This is a genomic window from Allocoleopsis franciscana PCC 7113, from assembly GCF_000317515.1.
GTDB classification, from domain to species: domain Bacteria; phylum Cyanobacteriota; class Cyanobacteriia; order Cyanobacteriales; family Coleofasciculaceae; genus Allocoleopsis; species Allocoleopsis franciscana.
This window is the reverse complement of sequence record NC_019738.1, coordinates 6,570,778-6,595,416: the sequence shown is the minus strand read 5'-3', so window position 1 is coordinate 6,595,416 and position 24,639 is coordinate 6,570,778. Positions and strand designations below refer to the sequence as shown.

The window sequence follows — 24,639 nt, the reverse complement described above, 5'->3', positions numbered from 1 at the left end:
ACGGGGAACAGAAGGCTAAACCATAGTTATTCCAACAGCCAGCCAAATACCTCACCGACTGTCAGCCGTAATTCACTGGCAAACAGAGGTACGGGAAGCTGTTCTTCCGGCTCCTCAAATACTTCTGGTTGTTGATTTGATTGATAAACAAAGATCGTCTGTTCGTCTGGGACAATCAGCCAGCCCATTTGCGTGTCATGTTTTAGACTATGCAGAATTTTTTTCGTGACTTTCGTAGCGCTTTGGTCTGGAGATAGGATTTCAATTATCCAGTCAGGAGCCGCTTGAAAAACATTAGCTACGCCACCATTTTCCTTTCGAGGAATTCTCTCCCAAGTAAATACGGCTATATCAGGTACAATTGACCTCCCTCCAAAGGTACACCGCAGTTCTGGAAAAGCTCGTGCAATCTTTTGAGGTTTTACCACTGCATTGACAGAGGTTACCAATTCACCCTGAATTACGCTATGTTCTCCTTGAGGCATTGGCTTTTGAATAATTTGACCATCAATGTACTCGCTGGCAGGTTCAGTTTCGGGTAGCTTCAGGAACTCTTCCAAGGATAAAGGTTTAGCGGGTGTTTGTACCATTTGAAGTGACCTCGATTTGTGCTGGATGCGGATATTGCTAGGTAGAGGGGACATTCGTTGAGCGAAAACGCTAAAAATGCCTCTACTCAATCTTCTCTCAAGGTATCGGTACTAGCTCCTTTAGGCGCGATCGCTCAATCGTTCTTAGATTCTCACCAGCCTCTTGACACCTTTGTAGTATTCATGTAGTATAAAAGTAATCAAGCGGCGGTAACGTTCAACCTCATTACCTTCCCGCGCCTCAAATTTGGAGAGAGGAGGCGTCCGATGGATATTAGCCAACCAACCCTCGCAAATTTCCTTCAGCATTTGCGTACAGAAAATCAGCCCTTTATCCTGCGGCGAGACGCAGCACCACCTGAGTGGAATGATGAAGCGTTGCATCGGTCGAACTATGACCAAAATCCAGAGCTTTATGCTCTTTTGGCTGTAGCAGAAACCATTCAACCCTGGCAGCGTGTGCGGATATTGTTCCAATTGCTGCAACGCTCTCGCAAAGGGATGTCCAACGAAGTTCGTTGCACTTTAGAGCGTGTTGCAGATTTGCTGCTGGCAGTTTTGCACCCTGACCAAGTGTTGACAGTGTTTCTGGCACTGCGACGAGTTCGGGCGAATCACAAACATACTACAAAAGCCATCCTCAAGTACATTCTCAATCATCCTCAGTTTGAAGACATGGCGAGCAGCCGTCGTCCAACTTTGGTGGATTGCTTGGAACACGCACTGGGTAAGAATGTGGCACGAGCTTGCGCCAAGATGCTCAGTGAAGAGGTAACGGCTAACGAAGCCTATCTACGTCGCAACTTGCTACGGTTTGTCCGCGATGCTCAGTGGGTTAAATTCGTCCTGCCTTTTGTTTACAAGCAGGGGACACGCCAAACGGGTAACGGTCAGTATCAGCAAGCTCATCAGCAGTATATCGAGAAGTTTGAGCAGCACCAAGAGCGACCCAAGACGGTGACGGCAACGAATCGCGGTGACATTGCGGCTACGCTGGTTCACCTCTACCGGGGCGGTAGTTCGGCACAGTTGCAACAGGCTGTAGAGGGCTATGTTGAGGAAGCGGCACGGGAATTGCCCCGATTTGCAGGAAAAGTGGCGCTCGTTTTGGATGCTTCTGCCTCGACTCGTAGTTATGGCGAACGCGAATATTGTGCTCTAGCTCAATCCATCGCCTTGCAACGAGTACTCGAAAAACGCTGTGCTAATTTGCAAGTTCATACGGTGGGAGGTTCTGGATATCTGCCAGTACCGGAAGGTAACACGGATTTAGCAACGGCTCTCCTGGATGCGCTGGAAGCGTCACCGGATGTAGTGGCAATTGTTACGGATGGGTATGAGAATGTCTATCCCGGAGACTTGGAACGTGTTGTGGCATCTTTGCCGAATGCGGGTGTGCAGACGCCTGTTGTTTTGTGCCATAGCAAGTTTACGCCCTCGGATGACTTAACTTTACGGCGTCCTGCCGAGAACCTGCCGCAACTGGAATTCTGGCATCAAGATGACTTTGAAGACATACTGCTGTCGTTGTTCTTGATGGCTGACGGCAACGGTGCATCAGAGTGCCTGCGGGAGTTTCTACTCGAAAAACTCTACAAGGTCGAAAAGGAGGTAGCACCTTGGACTACCATCAATTAATTCCGACTCAATTTGACTTGTCTACTTATCGTTTTGGAATGCCGCAGCAGTCGGGAACACTGACGGTGTTGCCGATGTTCGGTGCCGATAACGATAGTCGATTCGTTAGTCCTCTCTCTGGATTGAAGCTAACTCAAGTGCGCGGCTATGGAAATATGGAACTTTCCAACCCATCGGAAACTGGAATTGCGATCGTTCCCCTGCACATGGGTTATATTCAAGACCGAGCGCAAAACCATGCTCTGTGCCGTTCCGCGTTTATCGCTGGTGGTCAAAAACTGATGTTTGAAGATGCCTGCTGTGTGCAAGCCTCTCAAGGCGGCTACCTGGAAGGGCGCGAACAGTGGTTCTTTATCCTACCGTTGCAACTGCGGGAAGAAGCGCTGGAACTTCGGGGTAAGGACGATTACAGCAAACTTTGGGATGGGATTACTCGCCTCAATGAGCAGTTTGGTTTACCCAATCGTGGTCATTTGGAGCAGATTCTCAGTCGGAAACGGGCATTTTTAACCCAATATCAAAGCCGATTGGAATTACTGCCTCACCAAACGGGTGCTGTGTTCTTCATTCAGGATAAGTTAGTTGGGGTGGAAATTGCCCCTAGTGCGGCTTACTTTCAAGAGTTGTGGATGCCTTTGGTTTGCTTCTGTTACGGCGTAGCGGCAATGTATAAAGAGAAAGATATTAAGGTGCAAAAACCTTTGGTTCCTTTCTCTGCGAACAATCTCCAGGAATTGAGAGAACAGCTTAATCAAAGTCGCCTTGAACGCCAAGAGCAAGTCCGCAATTGGTTAGCGCAGACACCGAAACAGAAGTTTAGAATTAAGGAAGAAGAACGCTTCATGAGCCTCCGGTTGCAAACAGTAACGGGCAAAAATTTTGCCGGTCAGTTTGTGGAAGAGGATGGGCGTCTACTGTATGCTTCGCTGTTCGCCAAGCCTGGGTATCTGAACTAGGAATAGAGGATTCGGTAAGGGCGTAGATGCCTACGCCCCTACAAACTAAATGGGTTAAAATACAACCCCTAACTAAGGGCAGACAATGCAATCAAAATCCAAAATGAGATTGACACCTTTAAAACAAATGTAGTATGATAGATTACATAAGGAACTGAGTCAGGTAATCGACGTAAACAAGCCGGTTCCAAGCAGGTACTAAAGAACGTCTGCACGCTGACCGCCTGTCCTAAGCTAATATATTCATGCCCTTGGCTAAAAGCTGCTCATAGAAATCACTAGGAACTGAGTTAGGCACAACGTTAATAGATGATTCCAAATCAACGCCTAAAAACGTCCTTGCGCTAACCGCCTGTCCTACGTCTTGATGCTCTAATTTTGATTCATCGGCTTATTGCTTGGTTACAACTGGCAATTAAAGCCAACTTTTCTTGCCGAGGTTAACAAGAAAATTGAAGTGCTTGCCGCCCGTCCTCATTAATTTTAAGAGTAGGAACTGTGCAAGACTCTTTTTTTGCCAAGGTGGCACCTGCGTCTCGTTTACGTAGGCTGGGGGTTCGATTCCCTCCCTCGGCTTTTTCATCACAATCTACAAATGAAATCAAATTATTTTCCCAACTTTCAACGGTCAACCTTCTAACCTTCAACTTTTCCTAAAAGGGAGCAAGACTCTAATATCCAAACGTTAAACGTTCAACTTTCTAAGCTTCAACGTAGGCTAAGTCCAAGCACGGTAGAAGGTATTGTCTTGCCAGCTAGCAACAGTGCGTTGCTCAATTTGTGCTAGGGTTGCCTCATTGAGTGGTTTGAAAGCTCGTGCTACTTCCACATTCGTCTCTAACTGGGCAACTGTTTCTGCTGCAATCACACAACAATGCACTCCAGCTTGGGAAAGGGTATATCCCATGGCTTGGTGCATTCCATCTAAAACGCCAGGTTTGAACAGACGTCCGTAGGCTGGAACTTTCATGGCAATCACACCAATTCCTTTCTCGCGTGCGACTGGCAATACGCTAGGAATAAAAGAACGAGGATGGTGTATTTCTACAGCGTTAACGGGGATGAGGATAGTATCAAAGTTATAGCGACGTAACCCTTCAATGATGATATTTGGCTCGTGATGTCCGGTAATACCAGCAAAGCGAATTAGTTTCTGGGATTTGGCTTCTTCCACCGCTTGAATCGCACCATTTTTACTGAAGATGGTGTCCAATTCTTGGTCAAATGAAACATGATGCAATTGCCACAGATCGAGGTGATCGGTATTAAGACGTTTTAGCGATCGCTCCAACTCCCGCCAAGCCCCATCGCGATCGCGTTTCGATGTCTTACTGGCTAAAAACAGCTTATCTCGATGCGGTGGTAGTACTTTCCCTAAATTGTCTTCACTTGGCCCATATTCAGCCGCTGTATCAAAGTAGCGAATTCCCAATTCTAAAGCACGTTCGATAATCGCTACAGCATCCTGTTCACGGTTCTCCCAGGATAATGGCGTTTGTCCTGCACCCCCCAAACCGAAGATTGGGACACTCACACCCGTCTTGCCTAACTCTCGTTCTTGCATGGTTGTCCCAGTTGATAGCAAGTTTGTTGTTGTAGGTGGCTGATCTTTTGCCGTGGATGTGAGGTCTTGTTTGATCGTGGCACATCCAATGATGCCACCTGCAACGGCAAGGCTTGTTGTTAAAAATGTACGTCTTGTTGTTTTTTCGCTCATGGGTTGATGCTCCACTTCTTATTTATATTTTGCCGATCCAGTTGGAAAAATCCCTATTTTTCTTGGATACACCCTAGAAAATTATCATCGAACCTACTGGAATCTTAGCAACGACTGCTTTATGGGAACGGATCGTGACTCTGCAAAATTTTCGTATTGGCGTAATCATCAGTGGCGGTAATGTCGATTGGAAACCAGCGAATCAACTCTTGCCTTCATCCAATCTCTACATTTAGCAGGATTACTCAAGCCTATTTTTTCCTCAAGATTTAAGGGAAAAGAGAGGGATTGCTCTCTCAGTTTTTGCGGTTCACAGAGGATACTCTATGATCAAGAACAAAAAAAACCTGCTACAGCATAAGCAGCAAGCTTGTCCGAAAGGATTAAAGACAAAATCCATTCAAAAAATCAGAGAAGAAGCTGAACAGAAGCTGGGAACAACGAAGCAAGAGATTGATGGACGACTCTGCAATCTTCGAGCCAGCCAAGAACTTGATAAACAGGTACAACAGAAATTAGGTGAGATTGGTATTCGAGACCTCTAGAACCTGACTGTTCATAACATTTTCTTCAAGAGTGACAGCCTTGATTAATCTCCCTAACGATCGCGTCCCGACTAAAACTGGGTCTGTTTTTGAGGACGATTTTTCAGACACCCTCTTGACAAATTCCAGAGGCATAGGGCGGAGAAAGCAGGGTTCTCAGGAATTATCGAGGACTGCTGCGGCTGCGATCGCGTTCTGGTGCTGGTGTAAGAACCAACTGCCATTCTGTTTTTTGTGAATTCCATACAGGTAAAGGAGTTTTGCCGACTACATCGGGACTCCAATAGACACGGGAGCCATCCTGAGCGAAAGCAAGGAGAATGTCTCCCTTTTTGAGTTTAAGCTGATCTTGCGGCTATGAAAGAATTAAACCTTGGCTACCGCCGACCCGCTTTATATATATCCCCCGCTCCTTTAAGTGAGGGGTTTTACGGCGCTTTCCGATCAGGTTGGCAAGCTAATCGATGGTTTTTCAGCTTGTTCGACAACTGGCTCACTCGGTGGTTCAATGATGGATATAGAGGAAATATCCGGTGATTGTGGCTCAATCGACAGTGTAAATTAAAACAATCCCGCCCGGTCAAGCCATGCAGAATACCCGTCTCAATAATCTGATTAATGGAGCCTTGGCAAGATTTGGGCGATGGTTTGCTAATCCTTGGCGGCACCTTTCGCTAGTCTTAATGAGCCTGCTGTTAGGAACTTTCCTCGGTTCTGCGATTCCAGCGACAGCAGGGCAAGCCGCTAAGTTGGATTTGGTAGGAGCTGGCGTTTTAATTCTGTTTACCGAAATGATTAGCTGGATTGTGTATGCTAAAAGTCCGCAAGGGAGACCATTAACTGAAAATTCCCGTGGGCTTTCACTGTTGACTCAAATCCTCAATGCTATGAAAATTGGTATGACTTATAGCATGTTTGTAGAAGCCTTTAAGCTCGGATCTTGAGAGTATGTCCCAAGCGGATACCTCACTGGTTCAAATCCTCAACCACTGGACAGCAGGACAAACTCCAAGCAATTTGGAGTGGCAACACCTAGCCACTGAGGCACTAAAATTACCGCAATGGACAAAGGCTTTTGGTCTCACACCAGCTAGTGTGGCAGAGCTGCTTCAGGGGCGATCGCCTCTTGAAAACACTTCGCTATCCCATCTGCTCCCAGCCGTTTACACAGATATCCTCTCACTCCCATCTTTTCATCCTCCAACCAAACTCCACGGAGAAGCCGAAGCAATTTCCCCCTCCAAAATCCTCTTATCCCTGGTATCCCTCTGGCTGCCCTTTACCTTACAACTGGCGACCTTAAAGCAACAACTAGGGCGTCCTGTGATCCAAGGAATCTTAGGTGGACAGGGAACGGGCAAAACGACCCTAACAGAGGTTTTAAGTGTAATTCTTGCTCAATTAGGCTACCGCACCCTCAGTCTTTCCCTCGATGACCTCTACAAAACTTACGCCGAACGGCAACAACTCCAAGAACAAGACCCCCGCCTAATTTGGCGCGGGCCACCCGGAACCCATGATGTTGATTTGGGTATAGAGTTATTAGACCAACTGCGTCAACCCAACCGACCTCACCCCATCCTTGTCCCTCGCTTTGATAAATCGGCCTGGGAGGGTGCCGGCGATCGCACGACTCCCGAACCGGTAGAAGGGATAGATATTGTTCTCTTTGAAGGATGGTTTGTAGGAGTTCGACCGATTAACCCAGCGATTTTTGACGATCCCACCCCCCCACCGATTCAAACCCTTGCGGATCAGGCATTTGCCCGTGATATGAATCAGGGACTCCAGGACTATTTACCCTTGTGGGAACGATTAGATCGCTTGATGCTGCTCTACCCAACGGACTATCATCTCAGTCAACAATGGCGGCGTCAGGCGGAACAGCAAATGATGGCGACGGGAAAATCGGGAATGACGGATTCACAAATTGATCGATTTGTCGAGTATTTCTGGAAATCATTACACCCAGAATTGTTCATTACGCCACTCACTAAAAATCCCAGCTATGTAAACTTAGTTGTGGAAATTGATCCCGACCATACTCCCGGTGCCATTTATCAACCCAGCAATTCTTAGAAGCAGAAATGTACATCGCAGTTCTGGAAATGCTCGCGCAACTTTTTGGGGCTTAACGATACATACAAACCGAGCTTTCCGGAGCAATCATCCAACTTCTGCTGGCTGCGCTTGTGATCTGCTGTTTATTCCCAAAGATCAGGTTGCGTATTTCCCCAGAATATATATACTTTTGTGAAATTAAGAAAATATTTTGTTACTGAGTCAGGAGGAAAAATGTATATCGTACAAATCGCCTCTGAGTGCGCTCCCGTCATCAAAGCTGGAGGATTAGGGGATGTCGTTTACGGACTAAGTCGAGAGTTAGAAATTCGGGGGAATACAGTTGAACTGATTCTGCCCAAGTACGACTGCATGAGGTACGACCATATTTGGGGACTCCATGATGCCTATCGTGATTTATGGGTACCCTGGTATGGCGGCGCAATCCACTGTTCTGTCTATTGTGGTTGGGTACATGGACGGCTGTGTTTCTTTATTGAACCCCACTCTCCAGATAATTTTTTCAACCGGGGTTGTTACTACGGTTGCGATGATGACAATATGCGCTTTGCCTTCTTCAGTAAAGCTGCTTTGGAATTTCTCCAAAAGAGCAATAAGCGACCTGATGTAATCCATTGCCATGACTGGCAAACTGGCTTAGTTCCCGTCATGCTGTTTGAAAACTACAAGTATGAGATGGGAAATCAACGGGTTTGTTACACCATCCACAACTTCAAACATCAAGGAATGGGTGGTACCGAAGTTTTGTGGGCAACAGGATTAAATAACCCATCTTATTATTTCCAGTACGATCGCCTACGTGACAACTTCAACCCCTTTGCCTTGAACTTCATGAAAGGGGGCATTGTTTACTCCAACGCCGTAACCACCGTTTCGCCTCACCATGCCTGGGAAGCTCGTTTCACCCCGATTGGATATGGATTAGGTCACACCTTGCATGTGTACCAGGATAAGTTTACCGGGGTACTCAACGGCATTGATCATGATTTCTGGAATCCCGAAATCGACCGCTACATTCCTCATCACTACACCCAGGAAGACCTAGAAGGCAAAGCCAAGAATAAAAAAGCCCTGCGGGAGAGGCTTTTGCTGCGCGATGTCGATAAACCCCTGATTGCTTTCATCGGTCGTTTAGATGATCAAAAAGGCGTTCACCTCGTCCATCATGCCATCTACTACGCCCTCCAACGGGATGCACAATTTGTACTCTTGGGTTCAGCGACAGAACCAGGAATTAATGCCCATTTCCAGCATGAAAAGCGCGTTTTGAACGATAACCCTGACGTTCATTTGGAGCTTGGCTTTAACGAAGAATTATCCCACCTGATCTATGCCGGGGCGGATATGATTGTCGTTCCCAGCAACTACGAACCCTGTGGACTGACTCAGATGATCGGGTTAAAGTACGGCACCGTGCCAATTGTCCGGGGAGTCGGGGGTCTGGTCAATACCGTGTTTGACCGAGACTACGATGAAAAATACCTACCGGAAGAGCGTAATGGTTATGTGTTCTACGACACAGACCCTTATGCCCTGGAATCGGCAATGGATCGGGCAATTGGGTTGTGGTATCAATACCCCGAAGAGTTCCGCAAACTCGTCACTCAAGGCATGAGCTACGACTACTCCTGGAACCACCCAGGTAAGGACTATTTGGAGATTTACGAGCGAATTCGGCACAAATAACACAAATACCCATTGCCTTAGGGGCGCACGGCTGTGCGCCCTAAACCCCCTCCAGTCCATTCCCTAAAATTTCTTTGGAAGAAGAAGTTGACAAACTCAGAGAAGGTATGAATAATGAGAGAGGCGCGAAATTAAGGCGCAAAAATTGGGACTGTAGTTCAATTGGTTAGAGCACCGCCCTGTCACGGCGGAAGTTGCGGGTTCGAGCCCCGTCAGTCCCGTAAAAAAGAGTAATAAGTAAGTCGGCTAGTTCATGTCCGCTCAGCAGTGCAGGCAAATGCTAATTCTTGCAGGTAAAGCTGTCCTTGAGGGTTGCCCATGGGTGATCGATCAATGTGCTTCTTGAAAGATAGGCGCAACTTTCAGGAATGACTCCATCGGCTGTTGGAGTAACAGTTAGGGTTTGAGCCAGAGGCTCAGATACCCAGTGGATGAGTCAAACGCAGGGGTATTTGCCACACACCCACTCATACGAAGACATTAACAATGCGCCTAGTCACAACTTTGACAACAGCCTTGACCCTATTCGCTATCGCACTTCCTGGTATGAGTCCAGTGTTCGCACAAGAATCTGAGCTTAGCGAACGTTGGCTGACAATGGGTAAAACCCAAAAAGGGGATATCTTATCCCTGAATGTGAACTCTGTACAAACAAAACCCCAGGCTGGCAACTGGCTCTGGTTTGCTTATCGCATTACCGATGGCGTGGAAACTCGTGAACGCATCGGCTTCACAGGTGCTTGCCGTAGAGGACAGCTTGTGTCGAGGCCGGTATGGAACACCGAAATCCAGAACAAAGATGGAGTCCTTGAGGCAATCGAAATTAAGGCGGATGCTCCCGGCAGTCTCAGGTTGCTGAGAACAGTATGTTCCAAGGGCTACTCCAGAGCAGTACCTTCAAAGTGAAATTAAGCCAAGCCACGACAACCCATGTAGAGGAACAATTCACCCTCTTGAGAGCGGTTACATACCTTGTAAAGGTGATAGCTTAATATACTTAAGTTTGTAACACTAGAGAGATTCATCTTGTGACTGTTAGAGTCCGGATTGCTCCCAGTCCAACGGGAAACTTACACATCGGTACAGCAAGAACTGCTGTTTTTAACTGGCTGTTTGCCCGTCATCATGGCGGTCAGTTTATTCTACGCATTGAAGACACGGACTTGGAGCGATCGCGCCCTGAATATACCCAAAATATCCTCGATGGTCTCACCTGGCTGGGATTAACTTGGGATGAAGGCCCATTTTTCCAATCCAAGCGTCTTGACCTCTATCGTGGCGCGATTCAAACGCTCTTAGATCAAGGCTTGGCGTATTACTGCTACACCACCGAAGCCGAACTTAATGCCTTGCGGGAAGCCCAAAAAGCGAGGAAAGAAGCCCCCCGCTATGACAACCGCCATCGTAACCTAACCCCAGAGCAACGCTCGGCATTTGAAGCCGAAGGGCGACAACCGGTGATTCGCTTCAAGATTGAAGATGACCGGGAAATTGTCTGGAACGACTTAGTGCGCGGTAAACTCACCTGGAAAGGCCGCGACTTGGGGGGTGATATGGTGATTGCTAGAGCCTCTAAGCAAGGCGAAATCGGTCAGCCACTCTACAATTTGGCAGTAGTGGTGGATGACATGGATATGAAGATTACCCAAGTCATCCGAGGCGAAGACCACATTTCCAATACCCCTAAACAAATTTTGCTTTATGAAGCGTTGGGGGCAGCGGTGCCGGAGTTTGCTCATACACCTTTAATTTTGAATGAGAAGGGAGCCAAGCTCTCGAAGCGGGATGGCGTGACTTCCATCTCGGACTTTAAAGACATGGGATTCACGGCAGAAGCGCTTGTGAATTACATGACGTTGCTGGGTTGGTCGCCACCGGACTCGACTCAGGAAATCTTTACCTTGCAAGAAGCGGCACAAGCCTTTAGCTTTGAGCGTGTCAACAAGGCCGGGGCAAAGTTTGACTGGGCGAAGCTGGATTGGATTAATAGTCAATACATCCACCCGATGCCAGCCTCTCAGCTCGTGGATTTGCTGATTCCTTACTGGCAGAAGGCTGGATTTGAATTTGACCCAGTGGGCGAAAGGGCCTGGTTAGAACAGCTAGCGGCGGTGATTGGGCCGAGTCTGTCGCGCTTGCCGGAGGCGGTGGAGATGAGCCGGATGCTGTTTACAGAGTCAGTGGAGTTGACGGCTGAGGCGATTGAGCAAATGAAAAAAGAGGGTGCTGCTGAAGTGGTGCAAGCCATCCTTGATACTCTTGGTAATTACCCGGAATTGACGGCTGAGCAGGCTCAGGAGATTATTAAAACGGTGACCAAAGAGAAGAACGTGAAGAAAGGATTGGTGATGCGATCGCTGCGTGCGGCACTTACGGGTGACGTAAATGGCCCTGACCTCATCCAATCTTGGGTGCTTCTCCACCAGCAGGGACACGCTAAAGCCCGCTTGCAACAGGCATTAGCTCAGGCCGCCTGAACCGTGGCTGAATGACCTTCACGCTTGAGCCATAGGCTGATTGGAACCAAATTGGTGATATCCTCGTCACTGCCTACATTAAAGCCGTTCATAGCCGTTAGAATATACAAGCCAGTGAAGCAACGAGGCACCAAATTTGTCAAAAATTCTCGCTGGGTAACCCCGCTCAGCCTAACGGCTTGCTTGGCGCTGGGAATGATACCCAGTGTCTTGATTAGCACTGCTGCCCAAGCCCAGCCAGCCCGCACCCCGACGATGTTCGAGAATGTTACCATTGGACCCAAGTTTTCCCCAGAGCCTATGGTGCTTCGGGGCATCAGTGGCGGTTCGGTATCGGCGACGCAGGTGGCTGGTCGTAAAGAAACGCCCACGGGTCCGTGCGTGGGTTTTGTGGATGAATCGCCGAACCACACCATCAATCTGAAAGCCTTTTTCAACTACCTGAGTCTGCAAGTCGAAAGTCCTAAGGACACTACTATTGTGATTAGTGGGCCGGGTGGAACTTGGTGTAACGATGACTTCCAGGGCAAAAATCCTGGAATTGCGGGTCAGTGGCAGGCAGGTATTTATAAAGTATGGGTCGGTTCTTACAATAAGAACAACTTCGACCCCTACATCATCAAAATCAGTGAAGTTCGGCTGCTCAATCCTGGCCCGTTCCGGCGCTAGGGGGCGTTAAGAAACATCCAATGTCAGAAAGTTTCTCTGAACAAGACATTTCCGAATTTGGCGAATGGCGGCAAAAAATTGAGGAGGCTAACCGCAACAATATTTTTTGCTACTGCCGCACCTGTGGCGTTGAATGGGTTGACTCCTCGTTTGATGCTGTCTGTAGCTGTGGTAGTTCTGAGGTGGAACGTATTTCCTGCTGGCAGTTTCCAGATGATTAAATCTCTTGAGCAGTTACGAGTTAAAACTCATTGAAATCAGGAATGTTACGCTGTGGGCATCGAGCAAGAATAGGTTAATTCTAGGGAAAGCTTTATGACTACAGTTACACCAGCAGAAATTGAGAAGTTTCGCTCTCAATTGACGGAGTATCCGGAGGCGATCGCAGCACTTGACGAAATCGAGATGTGTGAAGGGGATTTGGAAGCGGCGGCTTATGTGCTAGCAATCAATGCTGGAGAAGAAGTAGTCAGGTCAGATCCAAAGTGGCTAGATCGATTTGCTCAAAAATGCCGCCGTGTCATTTGTCAAGAAGAATTTAAAGATGAATTGTTACCTGACCTATCGCGTGAATTGGTGGCTGCTCTAATTGGGGTTTGCTGTAAAAACCGGAAACCCTTAGCTATAAATAGTTTGAGCGGTCTTGAAAGTTGTTCAGCTCCCAGGAAATCTGGTAGAATCCCACAAAATCCTTGTACCAAGAGCAGGGAAAATGTACAGAAAAGCTTCCTCAAGCCCGACCCCACCGGAAAACTTTGAGCTGCCCTTTGAGGGAAAGTTATCACAAGATAACCGTTGGGTAATCATGGCAAATCTGATACCCTGGGATGAATTTGAAGAGGAATACGCCAAAATTTTTTCTATTGATATGGGGGCACCTGCGCTGCCATTTCGGATGGCATTGGGTTCATTAATAATCAAAGAAAGATTAGGAATAAGCGATCGGGAAACAGTAGAACAAATAAAAGAAAACCCTTACTTACAATACTTTATAGGGAGAAAGCATTACAGCAACGAAGCCCCTTATGATGCCTCACTTTTGGTAAGATTTAGAGAAAGGATAAATGTTGATTTAGTAAATCAAATAAATCAAAGAATGGTAAAGAAGATTCAGGAAGAAACAGAGGAGGAATCTAAAAAAAAAGCTCACTCTCAGAAAGGCAAGAAACAAGAGAAAGCCCGAATCAAGGGAAATTAATTCTGGATGCTACCTGTGCGCCAGGAGATATCAGCTATCCCAATGACTTGGGTCTATTAAATCAAGCCAGAGTCAAAACGGAAAAGATAATAGATACTCTCTATAAGCCCCTAAAAGGGAGACTAAAGAAAAAGCCAAAAACTTATAGAAACCTCGCTCGGAAAGATTACTTGAAAGTCGCCAAAAAACGGAGATCGTCAAGAAAAGAGAGAAGAAAAGCTATAAAAAAACAACTGAAATATATAAAAAGAAATTTATCACACATTGACCAGCTCCTTCAGACAGGAGAAGCACTTGAGGGTTTGAGCATCTCTCAATATAAGAGCTTGCTGGTGGTGGCGGAAGTTTACCGTCAACAGCAATGGATGTATGAGAATAAAGCCCAGAGAATTGACGACAGAATAGTCAGTTTAAGTCAGCCCCATATCCGTCCAATTGTGAGAGGAAAAGCCGGAAAACCTGTAGAATTTGGAGCTAAACTAGCAGCAAGCGTCAGAGATGGATATGTCTTTTTAGACCGTATAAGCTGGGATAACTTTAATGAAGCCGGAGACTTAAAAGCCCAAATAGAAGCATTTAAACAGCACACAGGAGTCTATCCCGAATCAGTACATGTAGATAGAATTTATCGAAATCGCGAGAATCGAGCATTCTGTAAAGAAAGAGGGATTAGAATAAGTGGCCCCCCCTTAGGCAGACCTCCAGCTAATGTCAGCTCAGACAAAAAGAAACAAGCCTTAGACGACGAGAAGGTTCGCAATGCTATTGAAGGAAAATTTGGCATCTCAAAGCGAAGATTTAGCTTGAATCGCGTCATGGCTAAACTGCCTCATACTTCTCAAACGGCTATTGCTATCACTTTTTTAGTCATGAATCTTTCCACCCTGCTACGGCAGTTTTTTTGTCTTTTTTTGTGCAATACACAACATCACGCCTTTTTTCTCGATAACTATTAATTCGGCTTATGCTTGTGGGAATTAACAACAACAAAAGCTCATTATTATTCCAGGATTAAATAACTGATTAATCCATCGGTTGTTTTTCGCCGACTTATTCAGCAAGCCCTAATTGGATATCTAGTAGCGACTGGTGCTTTTCCAGTCGCACTAGCTACCCCACTGGCAATTTACGTTATCAAAATTGGCGTGAAGAATTTTTGTAAATCTTCTAACTCCTAAAATCCTGTTGCTGTGAAGGCAGCCCAATAGTACGGATTAGCGAACGGATGTGGTTTGCGATCGCAGGTTTGTCGAAGAGATGCTTCAGCAATTCTACGTCTTGGCGTTGGTAGTTGGGCAAAGATTTCATCTATTTGAGGTTTGAATTGGGCTAGAACTCTTTCAAACTGCTCACTGGTTAGATTCCGCAGCCAATTTTGGGCTTGCTTAAGAGCGATCGCAACTGTAGGACAAGTTCGCAAATTTTCATAGAACCGAATTATTAAAAACGCTGTAGACACATCATTCACTTGCCAGAGGCTACTGAGAACATTAGTAGTACCCGCAGCGAGAAAACCACTAGCCAGACCCACAAATTCATCAATTAGCCCTTGTTTACCAGTCATACCAGTTTCACACGCTGACAGGCAGACTAAGTTGTAGTTGCTCATATCTAACTCGAAGATGTCTCTCAAGGTCAAACGTTCGTCATGAGTTAAATGCAATGATGATTCTGATGGTAAGTTTAGATCGTGTTTGGCGTGACCGCTAAAGTGGAAGATTCCAGCCCCAGACTGCAATGCTTGTGTAACTGCTACTTGAGTAACTGCTGAATTTCGGATGTGTTGGGTGTTGGGATAGAGTTGTGCGATCGCAGTAGACTCAACGGCTGCATAGGGTAGGTTTTCCTGGGAATTTTCCACGTTTAAAACAGATGTGGTCAGGCGTTTCCCAACAACCTTAAATTGAACCTGTTGTTGGTCGAGTCCAACTTGAGCACTGGGTAGATAGCGGATGGTGAACCGTTCAGGAAACAGGGCATTAAGGGGTAGCAGGTGCAGGTCGCGGTGGGGCAGTAAAATTAATTGGTCAATGCCGCATAGATAGGGTAAGATTTCGGCAATATTAAGTATTTGGCTCAGTTCATTTAATCTTGTAGGTATTTCCTGCCGCCAACGCTTTTCTCCTTGAACTTTGTAATCTTTGTAATCCTGTTTCCAATGAGTTAACCAGTTTTCTAAATCTTGCAACTTGCGGGCAGCAGCAGCATAGGTAGAGTTGTCCAGCATAGTTTCCGCACAGAGGAGATGCGGTGGCTGGTCATATCTCAGGACAAAGGTTTTAAGTGACTTGTTTTGTCTCAGGATAAATGTAGTGATGGCGGCTGGACTGACGTGCCAGTAAATTGCAGCCGTATGGGAATTCAAGAGTTTCTGAATGTCTTGGTACTTGGGGCTGGGTACCGTATCACTCCAGCCGTAGCGCAGCCAGCTAAGACAAACATTCTTGCGTTCCTCGGCTAACTCTATAGCTTCTACTTGTTTTCCTGATTGGACTAGCTCATCTATACGCAATTGGTTAAAGCCAGCAAATTGCCGCGCTATCAGAAGCTTCTTTCCTGGTGAAGGAGTATCCTGTATCAATCGCTGTAATAGATCAGTTCCTTCACGCAATAATTCCTCAGCTTCTTGTGTTTGTCCCAAGCCAAAAAGGGTGCGGCTCATGTTTTGCATAACCTCAAGATACCGCTCCCGTAACTTCGGCTCGTTTAGGAAATCTAAAGCTTCCTTGTAACTTCTCTTTGCCTGACGCCAGTAAGGAAAGGGATTTTGCTGCTTCTGTCCATGCCGATAGTGGGCGTTACCTTTGAAATAATTCAAGATGCCGCAACCCTCTTGATATCCAGGCATCTTTGGTTGAAGAAACTGCAACCCTTCATTATAGTTCTGTAATGCTGCTTCGTAGCTATGTAAGTTAAAGAAAGCCATCCCCCGATTGAGCCAAGCTGACCACATCTGATTGTTCGTCAAGCACAGAGCACGATCAAGACAAGGAATTGCCTCTTCGTATCGCTCTAAGTCTGCTAGGGAGCCGCCACGACTATTCCAAGCGTTATATGCTTCGGGGAAGTTAGGGTTCTGAGAGAGGGCATGGTCAAAGGAGGCAATGGCTTCTTCATAGCGCCCTAATTTCCGTAGTAAAACACCACGGTTAGTCCAGCACTCTGGCAAGTTGGGATTAAGGGTCAAGGCACGATCCCAGGAAGCAATTGCCTCTTCATATTGCTCTAAGTCTTCTAAGGCATTTCCTCGACCATACCAGGCGCTAGTATTCTCAGGGTCGAGACTTAAGGCACGATCCCATGAAGAGATTGCCTCTTCGTAGCGATTTAAATCATCCAGCGCAGAACCTCGGTTACTCCAAACCAGAGAATCGTTGGGATTAATCAACAGGGCGTGGTCGAAAGAGCTAACCGCTTCTTCGTAGCGACCTAACTTCCACAGTGCAAAACCTCGGTTAGACCAAACTTCGGAAACATTAGGATTAATCGACAAGGCATAATCGTAGGAGCTAATCGCTTCTTCGTAGCGACCTAACTTCCACAGTGCAAAACCTCGGTTAGACCAAACTTCGGAAACATTAGGATTAATCAACAAGGCATGGTCGTAGGAGCTAATCGCTTCTTTGTACCGCTCTAAGCGCATTAGCAAGAAGCCCTGATTATTCCAGAGTTTGTAGTCATCGCTATTGAGAGCTAAGGCATTGTCGTAGGATGCAATCGCCTCTTCATAGAAGTTTAGCTCCTGTAGCAAAGCACCTTGGTCTCTCCAAGTTTTATATTCATTGGGATTAATAGCTAAGGCGCGGCTATAGGAATCGAGTGCTTCTTCGTGTCGCTCTAGGTGACTTAACACCGTGCCGTGATTGCGCCAAACTTCAGAATCGTTAGCATTGAAAACCAGGAAACAGTTAAAACAGTTGAGCGCTTCTTCATAATGACCGAAAGCATTTGCTAATATGCATCCTCGGATTTTCCAGAGTGTAGGACAGTCGGGATCGAGTTCCAATGCCCGATTAGATGAGGTGAGAGCCTCTTGGTATAGACCTAAACTCTGTAGAGCAGAACTGCGATTACACCAAGCATGGTGATTGTTAGGATTGATTTTAATAGCACTCTCCAAAGAAAAAATTGCTTCTTCATACCTTTTCAATTGAATTAGTGCCACTCCTCGATAAATCCAGGCATGATGATTGTTCGGATTGATAGCAAGGGCTTCATCAAATGAGGACATGGCACCTTGGTAATCACCTGCCTGAAATTGTTGTAAGCCTAAGTTAAACCACAATACTTCCCATTCCACCTTCGTAATCTCCCGTAGCCGATGTTGTCTCTAGATAGAGCTACGACTGACAGGGGAAACCTCCGGAAATTCTGGTATAACCCGATCGTTTCACTTAAACAACTCAGCAGTGCCTTGATTTGGATTTGGACAGTCTTGCCATTGTTCTTCGTTCATATTCAGTTATCAAGGTGTAGGGGCGAAGCATTCGCGCAAATAACTTATCGGCAATTCCTGGATGATTGTACGCGAATGCTTCGCCCTGTCTGCGGCAAAACCATCAATCCGAATCTTAGAAAGATTCGGGTTTAAATTTAAGAGGATTTTCCTCATCTTCATCCCAACTTAGAGGATTTTCCACGATGTACCGCCTGATATTTTCCAAGGCTTTCTGATTACGAATAATCTCTTCATGATAATTCCGTTGCCATAATGTTCCTGAATTCCGAGTTATGCGGTTAACTCGGCGCGTTGCTACTGATTTAAAATTTTGAAGAATTGCTCCTATTGAACCGGATTGCGTGGCGCGAGGTGGTGATGTGTTGTTACATCCTGGAAAGGGCGAAGCATTCGTGGATGAAAATTCTGGTGATGTGTTGTTACATCCTGGCACGAATGCTTCGCCCCTACAGTCATGGTTAAGGTTAGGGTTAAGGTTAGAGTTAGGATTAGGGTTGCAGTTACCAGGATTGTCAATAATAACGATAATTCCGTGTACATGATTGGGCATGACTACGAAAGCATCCAATTCAATTAACGGAAAATGATGGGGTAAATTATCCCAAACAGCTTTAACAGTTGCACCAACGAGATTTAGGTGCATGACACTATCCTTGATTTCCCCCAGCAAACATCGCTTTTGATGACAACAAATAGTGAAATAGTATGCACCTACCTGTGTATAGTCATATCCTTTGAGACGAATTGAGCGACGATGATGTTTTTCCGGGTCATAATTCATATTTATCCCCTGGATGCAACCCTCGGATTAGCGCTTTTTCATCTCTTAAAATATTTGTAGGGGCAAAGCATTCGGACGATTAATTGGGCTATTTTCCCCAGATGTTTGTATCCGAATGCTTCGCCCTTCCATGCGATCGCACTATGGATGAAAATAATCATAGATTTCTTGCGCTAAACGCGGCCCAATTCCAGAAACTTCCGCTAACTGCTGTGGCGTAGCCTCGCGAATATAATCAATCGAGTGAAAATGCGCCAATAATTGCTTTTGCCGATTAAAACCCAGTCCCGGAATATCATCTAACCGAGAACGACGCATCCTGTCACTTCGCTGCTGCCGATGGAACGTCACAGCAAAGCGATGCGCCTCATCCCGCAGACGCCGCAATAACTGCACCCCTGGTTGTTCTGCCTCTGTCGGCAATGGCGACGACTCACCCGGTAGGAAGATTTCCTCTCGCTGCTTGGCTAAACTCACCACGCGCAAATCTTCCATTAAATTCATATCTTGCAAGACGGCAACAACCGATGAAAGCTGACCTTTACCCCCATCAATCATCACCAAATCCGGCCAATCAGGATTCCCCACTCGTTGCAGATTTGGGTCGTCTCCATACTTACGAAAACGGCGACGGATAACTTCAGCAAGACTGGCAAAGTCATCGGAATGACCCGCTTTTACTTCTGGGTTTTTAATCTTGTAATGGCGATAGTGCTGTTTTGCAGGTTGTCCATCAATAAATACCACCTGCGAAGCTACCGCATTCGACCCTTGAATATGAGAAATATCGTAGCCTTCAATCCGGTGAGGCAAGTCTGGCAAGTCGAGAATATCGGCTAAATCCTGCATTGCCTCGGTGTTGCGATCGCTAAATCGTTGAGTGCGTTCTAGTTCATATTTAGCATTGCGTTCCACCATCTCAATCAGTTCCGCTTTAACTTGTCGTTGGGGAACTAGGATAGTGACTTTACGACCTTTACGTTCACTGAGATATTCCGCCAACATCTCGGCTTCGGGTAACTCATGCTGCACCAAAATTTCGGTCGGAATTTCCACCGAGTCAGCGTTTTGATAGTGTTCCTCTAATACTCGCTGTAAAATCGCTCCAGGGTCTACCCCCCCTCGTTCCCCACCTTGGTAAGGGGGGGATGAAACAGAAGGTTGTTCTTCTCCTTGGTAAGGGGGGGATGAAACAGAAGATTTCCCTTGTTCTCCCCCCTTGCTAAGGGGGGTTGGGGGGGTAAGGGGGGGTGCTTCGGCAAAAAATCCCAAACGTCCCACCAATCGACCGGCACGAGTTTGGAATAACTGAATGCAGGCGTGTTGCTCATTAGCTGCAAGCGCGATCGCATCCCGCGAAACGGTATCATCCGGTAAGGACACTTTTTGGTCAGCACTTAAAGACCGAATCCCTGCAATTTGGTCGCGAATCCGTGCGGCTACCTCGAAATTCAGCGACTGGGCCGCCTGATTCATCGTCTCGGTCAGAATATCGATTAATTCCTCATTTCGACCCTGGAATACCATCGCAATCTTCTGAATAGTCTTGCGGTACTCCTCTGTCGAAATCAACTGTTGACACACACCCGGACAACGACCGATATCATAGTTGAGGCAAGGACGGTCTTTAAATAACGGTTGCGGACGTTGCCGCATGGGGAAGAGTCGTTTGGCGAGACGAAGAGTTGTCCGAAGTGCGCCAGCATCGACAAATGGCCCGTAGTACCTATCTTTCTCCTTTGCCAAGCGCCGATTACGAGTGATGAAGATTCGCGGATACTCTTCTGACCAGGTAATCAAAATGTAAGGATACTTCTTGTCATCTTTGAGCAGCACGTTGAAGTAAGGTTGATGCTGCTTGACAAGATTGGCTTCTAATGCTAATGCCTCGGCTTCGGTATCGGTAACGATGAACTCAATCTCGGCGACCTGCCGCACCATCATAGCAATGCGATCGCTAAGTTTTTGGGATTCGCGGAAATAAGAGCGAACGCGCACGCGCAATTTTTTGGCTTTACCAATATAGAGGATGCGATCGCTCGAATCCCGCATCAGATACACCCCAGGTTCAGTAGGAATCTCCTTGAGGCGTTTTTCCAAGCGTTCTGGCTCTTTGACGAGTGTCAGGGTTTTAGCAGAGGTCGTCACGAGAAGCTACTTCAATCTGTGAGTGTATCTCTCATGATAGAAAAGGTAGGCTTTTTTTACCGTAAGCTTTCTCCCACCTCAAGGTGTGGCAAACCCTCACTCTTCCCTGAGAGGAAGGAATAATGTTTCTTTGCCAAAAAGATGACTTCGCTCCTCTACTAGTGGCTTATTCCACAAAGCTCAAAGCAGAGTTTAGGACTAGAACGGAATCTCTCTTTGAGATGAGGTTTGGAGGAAGAAAGAACCGTTAAAAATAAAGAATTACAAAAAGAATATTTCCCCTTGCACAAGAACCTTTGACACGATCGCTGAGGAGGAAAGGTTAGGTTCTAGTGCTAGTGAAACTGAATTATTTCAAGTTTTTGTAAGGCAGGTAAAACCTCTGTCCTACTTTTCAATTTTGTTGTGGCTGGATTACTTGCTTAATCCTGAGGGTTCGTTTGTCTAGCGCCTCAATTGAGCGTGAGTTTAGCTTTGACATAAAGAGTTACAAAACTTCCGGTTTTAAAAAGGAGAAATCTCTTGACTTACGTTTCCGTTCAGACTCAAATCTATTCTCCCCAGGGATGGGATCTATCAGACATTTATAAAAGCTTTGATGAGCCAAAGTTTGAGCAAGATTTAACCGGACTCCAGCAGAAAGTGGCTGAATTTCAACACCATTACCGAGGTCAGGTGAGTCAGTTGACACCGGAAGAAATGGCTCGTTGCTTACAGCAACTGGAAGTTTTATCAGAACAATATAGTTATCTCGATACCTTCGCTAACCTCGTCTTTTGTGCGAACACTCGTAGCAGCGAGGCAAAACAATTTTTCAACGACACGAAACTCGCTCTCACCCGCATTTATAATCAGTTGCTGTTTTTTAATCTGGAATTGCAGGATTTAGATACGACCCAATTTGACGAATTACAAGCATCATCAGCCCTACAACAGTACAACCACTACCTCAACCGCATCGCCCAGTTTCGCCCCCATAGGCTCCCTGAAGAAGCAGAGCGAACTCGAAACCGGGATATGCTCACAGGACGGTTTGCTTTTGTCCAACTGTACTCGGTTCATCGGGGTGAGCAGGACTATGAACCCGTAGCAACACCCGATGATAAGCAGGTTGAAACACCAGCGCAATTGGAGGCTCTGCTGTTTCACTCAGACGGTGATGTGCGTTATGAAGCCTACTGTTCATTGCACCAGGAGATGGAGCGGCATAATGGATTGTACGGCTTTATTCTGAATGCGATTTGCCAAGATCACCGCATTGAAAGCCAGATGCGGGGGTATCCTTCCACATTCCATAAGCAGTTATTGGCGGCGGATGTGCCGGAGTCAGTATTTCGTTTGATCATGGATGGGGTGAGCGATCGCATCGACTTATTCCAACGCTATTACCAGTTGAAAGGGCAAGCGATTGGGCAAAAAATCCGTACTTGCGATCTTAATACTCCCTGGACAGCGGATGATCCATTGCTGAAGCTGGACTATAAAACAGGTGTGCAAACGCTGCTCAATGCTTTGAAACCGTTTGATGTATTTTACGCCAACAGGGCATCAGATTTTTTCTCCAAGAGGTGGGTTGATACCAAAGTGCGTCCTGGTAAGGCTAGCGGAGTCTTCAGTTTCCCAACTTTCGCGAAGCACAGTTACCTATCGCTTTGTTACACGGAGGATTATCATTCGCTGTTTACCTTGGCTCACCAAGTTGGGCGGGGATTACAGTTTAGTAGAACGCGCGATCGCCAAACCTATTTCAACACTCAACCGCCCCTATTGTTGAGAGAAGTTGCTTCAATTTTCAATAAATTGCTGTTGTTTGACTACCTACTTAAAGAAGCTGCTGATGATCCTCTCCGCAAGCAAGCTGTGCTGACGCGGATGCTGGAGGATCAATTCAATCTCCTGTTTTATCAAAGTACCATTAGCCGTCTGGAACTCGCACTCCATGAACGGGCTGCTCAAGGCAGTTTTGATCACTCCTTTGTTAACGAGCAGTGGCTGGAATTTTACCGCCAACTTTGTGGTGATGCTGTAGAAGTTTTGCCAGAACATCAATATGACTGGGCAGGAATGAGTCATATTTTCACTCAGCCGTTCTCTAGCTACCAGTATGCGGCAGCCAGCATTGTCAGTTTGGCTTGTTACCAGCAATACCAAGCGGTTGGAAAAGACTTTATCCCTAGCTATTTTGATTTCCTTGCGGCTGGCAGTAGTATGAATCCGGTGGAGGCTTTACGCCAGACGGTTGGAGTCGATCTGGAAGACCCAGCAACCGTTAATGGCGCTTTCTATTATGTTGAAGGGTTGATTGATCAGCTACAGGCTATGCTTTGAAAATCAGCTATTTTTGCTGATTTGAGCGATTTTTTAGCGAGCTTCAATTGATTGCAACACAGTCGTTTTTAGGGCACGCTCTGCTCGTGCCCCTACCGTTTTACGATATTAATTTCGGATTAGATAGAAACCGCAACTGGACACCGAGTTGGAGCGCAAGCAGGAGAGACTAGATGGTATAGCCCGCCAGAGGCGCGGAAACTGGAACTGTAATCATATCTAAACTGAAAGAACCAGAAGCTAGTTCTATCTGATTAATGTTGAAAACCTGAGCCAAGGCAAGGAAGGAATCTACGTTAGAGGGCAGATCTATTCCCAAAAGATTAGTGAGATTAACGAACTCACTGATTACTAAATCTACGCTGAAATCTCCCTCTGCTGTGATTGTAGACGACCCTACCAAGCTTCCCGCTACCACAGTAGGCTCGAACCCATCAATTAGGAAAGTATTTTCCTCACCCTGATATTCAAAATTAAAGCCAGTGGTTCCTGTCACCGAAGTGAGAGTGCCACTGCCTGCCAACTCAACGTCAAATAAATTATCAAAAACTCCAATCACAGAATTGGCATCTGTAATGTCTAAAGCATCTAGAATTGCCAAAACCGAATTAGGAACAGTAATACCGAAATTATCGAGTAAATCCAGAACAGAACTATCAGGATTGAGGCCAAAAACATTACTAATTAGAGGGAAATCTATGGTGATGTCGCCATCAGAGATATCACCTGCCGGCAATTGATTTAAGTCACTCGGAAGAGGAACATAGCCTTGAAAATCCCGATTAACGCTTACCCCAAGGGGTAATTCTACGTTGAGGTCATTTCCAACTATCCCAACGATCAATGGATTAAAGTTGACCGTTGCAGAAATCATTCCGGCATAACCAATTGCTGTGAAATTAGTTAGGGTGGAAACTTCGCCAACGGGTGAACAAGGAACACAGGCTTGTCCTTCGTAAGCTGTGGTAACTGTATCGATCCAGGATTCCGTCATGAGCGCTACCCCTGTTTTTGTGTAGGTTCTGAGTGTAGGTTCTGAGTGCCTCAGCACGCAGGTCGAAAAAAGTACAGCTATGTCGAGATATGTCAATCATCCTCAAATCCTGAGTCTTGGTTTGAGGTTGTTACAAAACCTGACATGTCTAGTTCCAATGAAGCCTAATTGCTGAGCTCCCTTACAAGAATAGGGTGAGTCTAGCGGATGCTATGTGAAGCTTGTATAAAGTCAGGCAGAAATTTAACTCTTTGTGGGGGCTTGAGGGACTTTCAAGAGTGTAGCGATCTGCGCTTCTCTCCGAGACGCTACGCGGTTTTCATGCCCGTTAGCGAAGCGACCCGAAGGGTAGGGCTGTACGAAGCAGCGCT

20 protein-coding genes, 1 tRNA gene and 1 pseudogene are annotated in these 24,639 nt (G+C 46.3%); 15 read left to right on the top strand and 7 right to left on the bottom strand.

Annotated elements, in window-relative coordinates; translation table 11 throughout:
- Nucleotides 1–26: 26 nt before the first annotated feature.
- Nucleotides 27–590: a Uma2 family endonuclease gene (locus MIC7113_RS27090; protein ID WP_015185393.1), complete on the bottom strand. Its 564-nt coding sequence runs from the start codon at nt 588–590 to the stop codon at nt 27–29.
- A gap of 57 nt (nt 591–647) precedes the next feature.
- On the opposite strand from MIC7113_RS27090, the gene MIC7113_RS38805 reads away from it, so the two are divergent.
- The 3 genes from MIC7113_RS38805 (at nt 648) to MIC7113_RS27080 (ending at nt 3,184) form a co-directional block, all read left to right on the top strand.
- Nucleotides 648–779, top strand: a complete 132-nt coding sequence (locus MIC7113_RS38805) for a hypothetical protein (protein WP_256374781.1) — start codon at nt 648–650, stop codon at nt 777–779.
- Nucleotides 780–857: 78 nt separating this feature from the next.
- Nucleotides 858–2,228, top strand: a complete 1,371-nt coding sequence (locus MIC7113_RS27085; protein WP_015185392.1) for a vWA domain-containing protein — start codon at nt 858–860, stop codon at nt 2,226–2,228.
- Nucleotides 2,210–3,184 (top strand): ARPP-1 family domain-containing protein, encoded by a 975-nt coding sequence (locus MIC7113_RS27080; protein ID WP_015185391.1) that lies wholly within the window; start codon nt 2,210–2,212, stop codon nt 3,182–3,184. The genes MIC7113_RS27085 and MIC7113_RS27080 overlap by 19 nt, the downstream gene beginning before the upstream one ends.
- Nucleotides 3,185–3,902: 718 nt before the next feature.
- Here MIC7113_RS27080 and MIC7113_RS27075 read toward each other — a convergent pair.
- Complete coding sequence (locus tag MIC7113_RS27075; protein WP_015185390.1) at nt 3,903–4,901, bottom strand: aldo/keto reductase; 999 nt, start codon at nt 4,899–4,901, stop codon at nt 3,903–3,905.
- A 326-nt stretch (nt 4,902–5,227) separates the two neighbouring features.
- On the opposite strand from MIC7113_RS27075, the gene MIC7113_RS27070 reads away from it, so the two are divergent.
- Entirely contained in the window at nt 5,228–5,446 is a 219-nt protein-coding gene (locus MIC7113_RS27070) for a hypothetical protein (protein WP_015185389.1), read from the top strand.
- A gap of 163 nt (nt 5,447–5,609) precedes the next feature.
- Here the strand turns inward: MIC7113_RS27070 and MIC7113_RS39100 are convergent.
- Nucleotides 5,610–5,831: pseudogene (locus tag MIC7113_RS39100) on the bottom strand (hypothetical protein); the annotation flags it as partial.
- A 202-nt stretch (nt 5,832–6,033) separates the two neighbouring features.
- Between MIC7113_RS39100 and MIC7113_RS27065 the strand changes: the two are divergent.
- From MIC7113_RS27065 to MIC7113_RS35580, 10 genes are all read left to right on the top strand, one after another.
- Complete coding sequence (locus MIC7113_RS27065) at nt 6,034–6,390, top strand: DUF565 domain-containing protein (protein WP_015185388.1); 357 nt, start codon at nt 6,034–6,036, stop codon at nt 6,388–6,390.
- Between the two features lie 4 nt (nt 6,391–6,394).
- Complete coding sequence (locus tag MIC7113_RS27060; RefSeq protein WP_015185387.1) at nt 6,395–7,525, top strand: kinase; 1,131 nt, start codon at nt 6,395–6,397, stop codon at nt 7,523–7,525.
- A gap of 216 nt (nt 7,526–7,741) precedes the next feature.
- A complete protein-coding gene (gene glgA / locus MIC7113_RS27055; RefSeq protein ID WP_015185386.1) occupies nt 7,742–9,214 on the top strand; it encodes a glycogen synthase GlgA in 1,473 nt (490 codons plus the stop codon).
- Between the two features lie 147 nt (nt 9,215–9,361).
- Nucleotides 9,362–9,435 (top strand) — tRNA-Asp (locus tag MIC7113_RS27050).
- Nucleotides 9,436–9,700: 265 nt separating this feature from the next.
- On the top strand, nt 9,701–10,120 hold the full coding sequence (locus MIC7113_RS27045; RefSeq protein WP_015185385.1) for a hypothetical protein: 420 nt from the start codon (nt 9,701–9,703) through the stop codon (nt 10,118–10,120).
- Nucleotides 10,121–10,242: 122 nt separating this feature from the next.
- Nucleotides 10,243–11,691, top strand: coding sequence for a glutamate--tRNA ligase (gene gltX, locus MIC7113_RS27040; RefSeq protein WP_015185384.1), 1,449 nt, complete (start codon nt 10,243–10,245; stop codon nt 11,689–11,691).
- 114 nt (nt 11,692–11,805) lie between these two features.
- Nucleotides 11,806–12,360 carry a hypothetical protein gene (locus tag MIC7113_RS27035; RefSeq protein ID WP_015185383.1) on the top strand — a complete coding sequence of 185 codons (555 nt, stop codon included), beginning with the start codon at nt 11,806–11,808 and terminating at the stop codon, nt 12,358–12,360.
- Nucleotides 12,361–12,380: 20 nt separating this feature from the next.
- Nucleotides 12,381–12,581 (top strand): hypothetical protein, encoded by a 201-nt coding sequence (locus MIC7113_RS27030; RefSeq protein ID WP_041780240.1) that lies wholly within the window; start codon nt 12,381–12,383, stop codon nt 12,579–12,581.
- Between the two features lie 94 nt (nt 12,582–12,675).
- On the top strand, nt 12,676–13,119 hold the full coding sequence (locus MIC7113_RS37805; protein WP_015185382.1) for a hypothetical protein: 444 nt from the start codon (nt 12,676–12,678) through the stop codon (nt 13,117–13,119).
- Nucleotides 13,073–14,514, top strand: a protein-coding gene (locus tag MIC7113_RS35580) for an IS5 family transposase (protein ID WP_390463838.1) whose coding sequence is annotated in 2 segments (ribosomal slippage) — nt 13,073–13,504 and nt 13,507–14,514 — 1,440 coding nt in all. Because the reading frame shifts where the segments join, the coding sequence is not laid out codon by codon here. The genes MIC7113_RS37805 and MIC7113_RS35580 overlap by 47 nt, the downstream gene beginning before the upstream one ends.
- Before the next feature lie 218 nt (nt 14,515–14,732).
- Here MIC7113_RS35580 and MIC7113_RS27010 read toward each other — a convergent pair.
- From MIC7113_RS27010 to uvrC, 3 genes are all read right to left on the bottom strand, one after another.
- Entirely contained in the window at nt 14,733–17,858 is a 3,126-nt protein-coding gene (locus MIC7113_RS27010) for a CHAT domain-containing protein (RefSeq protein ID WP_015185381.1), read from the bottom strand.
- Nucleotides 17,859–18,129: 271 nt separating this feature from the next.
- Nucleotides 18,130–18,798 (bottom strand): transposase, encoded by a 669-nt coding sequence (locus MIC7113_RS27005; protein ID WP_015185380.1) that lies wholly within the window; start codon nt 18,796–18,798, stop codon nt 18,130–18,132.
- 141 nt (nt 18,799–18,939) lie between these two features.
- The gene (gene uvrC, locus MIC7113_RS27000) at nt 18,940–20,946 is read right to left on the bottom strand and encodes an excinuclease ABC subunit UvrC (protein ID WP_015185379.1); all 2,007 of its coding nucleotides are present in this window, start codon (nt 20,944–20,946) and stop codon (nt 18,940–18,942) included.
- A gap of 522 nt (nt 20,947–21,468) precedes the next feature.
- Between uvrC and MIC7113_RS26995 the strand changes: the two genes are divergently transcribed.
- Nucleotides 21,469–23,274 (top strand): M3 family oligoendopeptidase, encoded by a 1,806-nt coding sequence (locus tag MIC7113_RS26995; RefSeq protein ID WP_015185378.1) that lies wholly within the window; start codon nt 21,469–21,471, stop codon nt 23,272–23,274.
- Nucleotides 23,275–23,443: 169 nt separating this feature from the next.
- Here MIC7113_RS26995 and MIC7113_RS26990 read toward each other — a convergent pair whose 3' ends face one another.
- On the bottom strand, nt 23,444–24,268 hold the full coding sequence (locus MIC7113_RS26990; RefSeq protein WP_015185377.1) for a hypothetical protein: 825 nt from the start codon (nt 24,266–24,268) through the stop codon (nt 23,444–23,446).
- Nucleotides 24,269–24,639 lie beyond the last annotated feature (371 nt).

Excerpts from the sequence above, each read along its gene's own strand:
- glgA (WP_015185386.1), top strand. The coding sequence starts at position 7,742 with ATGTATATCGTACAAATCGCCTCTGAGTGCGCTCCCGTCATCAAAGCT.
- MIC7113_RS26990 (WP_015185377.1), bottom strand. The coding sequence starts at position 24,268 with ATGACGGAATCCTGGATCGATACAGTTACCACAGCTTACGAAGGACAA.
- MIC7113_RS27085 (WP_015185392.1), top strand. The coding sequence starts at position 858 with ATGGATATTAGCCAACCAACCCTCGCAAATTTCCTTCAGCATTTGCGT.
- MIC7113_RS27065 (WP_015185388.1), top strand. The coding sequence starts at position 6,034 with ATGCAGAATACCCGTCTCAATAATCTGATTAATGGAGCCTTGGCAAGA.
- MIC7113_RS27030 (WP_041780240.1), top strand. The coding sequence starts at position 12,381 with ATGTCAGAAAGTTTCTCTGAACAAGACATTTCCGAATTTGGCGAATGG.
- MIC7113_RS27060 (WP_015185387.1), top strand. The coding sequence starts at position 6,395 with ATGTCCCAAGCGGATACCTCACTGGTTCAAATCCTCAACCACTGGACA.
- MIC7113_RS27090 (WP_015185393.1), bottom strand. The coding sequence starts at position 590 with ATGGTACAAACACCCGCTAAACCTTTATCCTTGGAAGAGTTCCTGAAG.
- MIC7113_RS27075 (WP_015185390.1), bottom strand. The coding sequence starts at position 4,901 with ATGAGCGAAAAAACAACAAGACGTACATTTTTAACAACAAGCCTTGCC.
- MIC7113_RS27070 (WP_015185389.1), top strand. The coding sequence starts at position 5,228 with ATGATCAAGAACAAAAAAAACCTGCTACAGCATAAGCAGCAAGCTTGT.
- MIC7113_RS27045 (WP_015185385.1), top strand. The coding sequence starts at position 9,701 with ATGCGCCTAGTCACAACTTTGACAACAGCCTTGACCCTATTCGCTATC.
- MIC7113_RS37805 (WP_015185382.1), top strand. The coding sequence starts at position 12,676 with ATGACTACAGTTACACCAGCAGAAATTGAGAAGTTTCGCTCTCAATTG.
- MIC7113_RS27005 (WP_015185380.1), bottom strand. The coding sequence starts at position 18,798 with ATGAATTATGACCCGGAAAAACATCATCGTCGCTCAATTCGTCTCAAA.